General features: G+C 59.6%; 1 protein-coding gene. It reads left to right on the plus strand.

Annotated elements, in window-relative coordinates; translation table 11 throughout:
- The coding region (locus QYH43_RS26810) for an Ig-like domain-containing protein (protein WP_301158517.1) at positions 1–3,555 on the plus strand (3,555 nt) is incomplete at both ends.

Raw genomic sequence — 3,555 nt, forward strand, 5'->3', positions numbered from 1 at the left:
AACCCTGAACATCGGCGTCACGCCGGTGGACGATCCGAGCGTCCTGCTCGGCGACACCAACACTGTCGATGAAGAGCACGCTGCAACCGGCAACGTGCTTGGCAATGACAGCGATGTCGACAACGCACTGAGCGTCGCAACATTCACCGTGCAAGGCGTCCCTGGTTTCTTTACCGCAGGCCAAACCGCGACGATTTCCGGCGTTGGTACTGTGACGATCGCCACCAACGGCGACTACAGTTTCACCCCTGCCGCGAACTGGAACGGCAACGTTCCACAGATCAGCTACACCACCAACACCCAATCTGTCAGTACGCTCGACATCACGGTCAACCCCGTCAACGACGCTCCGACCGTCAACTCCACTTCGGCCAGCGGTGATGAAGATCACTTGATCGCCGTGCAGCTCGGCGGCAATGACATTGATGGCAACGTCGACCACTTCACCCTGAGCAGCCTGCCGGCCAATGGCACGTTCTACGCAGACGCCGCCGGAACCATCGCGTTGTCCACCAGCAGCGTGATCGCTGCAAACGCCAACGGCGCAACGGTTTACTTCCGCCCTACTGGCGACTGGAGTGGCACCACCAGCTTCACCTACAGCTCCACCGACAATGCAGGCATGCCTTCCGCTTCTTCGGCGACCGGCGCCATCGTTGTCGCGCCAGTCACCGATATGCCGAGCCTGTCACTGACCGGTGGCGGTGTCGTTGCATCGACCGACTTCCAGGAAGTCGCTGTGAATGGCTCCTATACCAATATCGATGTCAGCAAGCTCGGCAACGGCGTCTGGCACACCGATAACGCCGGTGGCAAGGTCGAAATCGGCCAGGCCAGCGTCTACGGTGCCGGCGGCAATAACCAGGTCATCGAACTGGAGCGCAATTCCGGCGATGCGAGCAACCTCTATACCAACATCGATGCCAAGGCCGGCACTACCTATAACGTGTCCTTCGACTATGCACCGCGTGCCGGCATCGATAACTCGCTCATCAATGTGTACTGGGGGGGCCAACTCATTGGCACCCTGAACACCTCGACCACCGGCATGCAGCACTACAGCTTCAACGTTCCGGTCACTGCCGATGGCAACCAGAAACTCGAGTTCCGCGCCGGTGACAGCAACAGCCTGGGCGGTGTGCTGGACAACATCAATGTCACTCAAGTGCTCAATTCTGGCCTTGAAGACAACGCGATTCTGCTGTCGACCATTCAGGCTCACACCAATGATGCCGACGGTTCGGAAACACTGACGCTCACATTGAACGGCTTGCCGGCGGGCTCGAAACTCACTGACGGGACCCACACCTTCGATGCCGCCAACGGCTCGACATCGGTGGACATTACGGGCTGGAACCTGGCCACGCTCAAGCTGACACCGCCGACGAACTTCAATGGCGACATCGCGCTGACCGTAACTGCCACCGCCAAAGACGGCGATGCACCAAGCGCCAGCACCTCATTGCCACTGGTGGTACACGTGACTGCCGTCAATGACGCCAGCGTGCTGCTGGCTGACAGGATCACCGTCGACGAAGACCACAACGCGACTGGCAACGTGCTGACCAACGACCAGGATGTCGATAATGTCCTGAGCGTCTCCAGCTTCAATGTGCAGGGCGTCAAGGGCAACTTCACGGCGGGTCAGACCGCAACCATCGCCGGTGTCGGCACGCTGATCATCGCCAGTAACGGCGACTACACCTTCAAACCGGCCGCCGACTGGAATGGCAACGTTCCGCAGGTGACCTACACCACCAACACGGGATCGAGCACTACGCTTAACATCGGTGTTACGCCGGTCAACGACAACTTCACCGACGCCAACGAAACCGTCTCCAGTCCAGAAGACTCCGTGGCTACCGGCAGCGTGCTGTCCGGTACTTCGAGCGTCGACGGCCCGGTCAGCGTGCTCAACTTCACCGTTGGCGGCACTCAGTACCAGGCTGGTCAAACAGCAACCATCACCAACGTCGGTACTTTGGTGATCGGTGCGAATGGGGCCTACACCTTTACTCCGACCGCCAACTACAATGGCACCGTGCCGACCGTCACCTACACCGTCACCGACGGTTCGGGCGCTGACGACACTTCGACCCTGAACATCAACGTCACGCCGGTCAACGACAACTTCACCGATGCCAGCGAAACGGTCTCCACCCTGGAAGACACCGTGGCCACCGGTAACGTGCTGAATGGCACTTCGAGCTTCGACGGCCCGGTCAGCCTGGTCAACTTCACGGTTGGCGGCACTCAGTACGTGGCGGGTCAAACAGCAAACATCGCCAACGTCGGCACGCTGCTCATCGGTTCGAATGGGGACTACACCTTCACCCCGGCCACCAATTACAACGGCACCGTACCGACCGTTACTTACACCATCACTGACGGTTCCGGCCCCAACGACACTTCGACCCTGAACATCAGCGTCACCCCAGTGGATGACAGCTTCACCGACGCCAACGAAACTGTAACGATCTATGAAGACACTGCGGCCACCGGAAACGTACTGTCCGGTACTTCGAGCGTCGACGGTCCGGTCAGCGTGGTCAACTTCACGGTGGGCGGTACTCAGTACGTGGCGGGTCAAACAGCAAACATTGCCAACGTCGGCACGCTGGTGATCGGTTCGAACGGGGCCTACAAATTCACCCCGGCCGACAACTACAACGGCACCGTGCCGACCGTTACCTACACCGTCACCGACGGTTCGGGCACCAACGACACCTCGACGCTGAACATCAGCGTCACGCCGGTCAGCGACAAATTCTCCGACGCCAATGAAATGGTCTCCACACCGGAAGACACTGTCCTCACCGGCAGTGTCCTCACCGGCACAAGCAGCGTTGACGGTCCAGTCAGTGTGCTCAACTTCAGCATCGGTTCAACCACTTACGCGGCAGGCACTACGGCGACAATTGCCAAGATCGGCACCTTGGTGATCGCGGCGAACGGGACCTACACCTTCACTCCGAATGCCGATTACAACGGCTCGGTCCCGGCGGTCAGATACACCGTCACCGACGGTTCGGGCAGCAACGACACTTCGGTCCTGAAAATCAGTGTCACACCGGTTAACGACAACTTCACCGACGCCAACGAATCGGTCTCAACCCTGGAAGACACCGCCGTCACCGGCAGCGTCCTAAGTGGCACGAGCAGCGTTGACGGCCCGGTCAGCGTGCTCAACTTCACCATCGGCACGACCACCTACAACGCTGGAAGCACAGCGACCATCACCAATGTCGGCACGCTGGTCATCGGCGCGAACGGTGCCTACACCTTCACGCCAGCCGTCAACTACAACGGCACCGTGCCGACCGTGACCTACACCGTCACTGACGGTTCGGGGACCAACGACATTTCGACGTTGAACATCAACGTCACGCCGGTCGACGACAGCTTCTCCGACGCCAACGAAAACGTTTCGACCAACGAAGACAGTACGGCCACCGGTAACGTGCTGACCGGCACCACGAGCGGTGACGGTCCGGTCAGCGTGCTCAACTTCTCGATTGGTGACACTCAGTACCTGGCCGGTCAGACAGCAACCAT

This window comes from Pseudomonas sp. C32, assembly GCF_030417915.1.
Taxonomy (GTDB): Bacteria; Pseudomonadota; Gammaproteobacteria; order Pseudomonadales; family Pseudomonadaceae; genus Aquipseudomonas.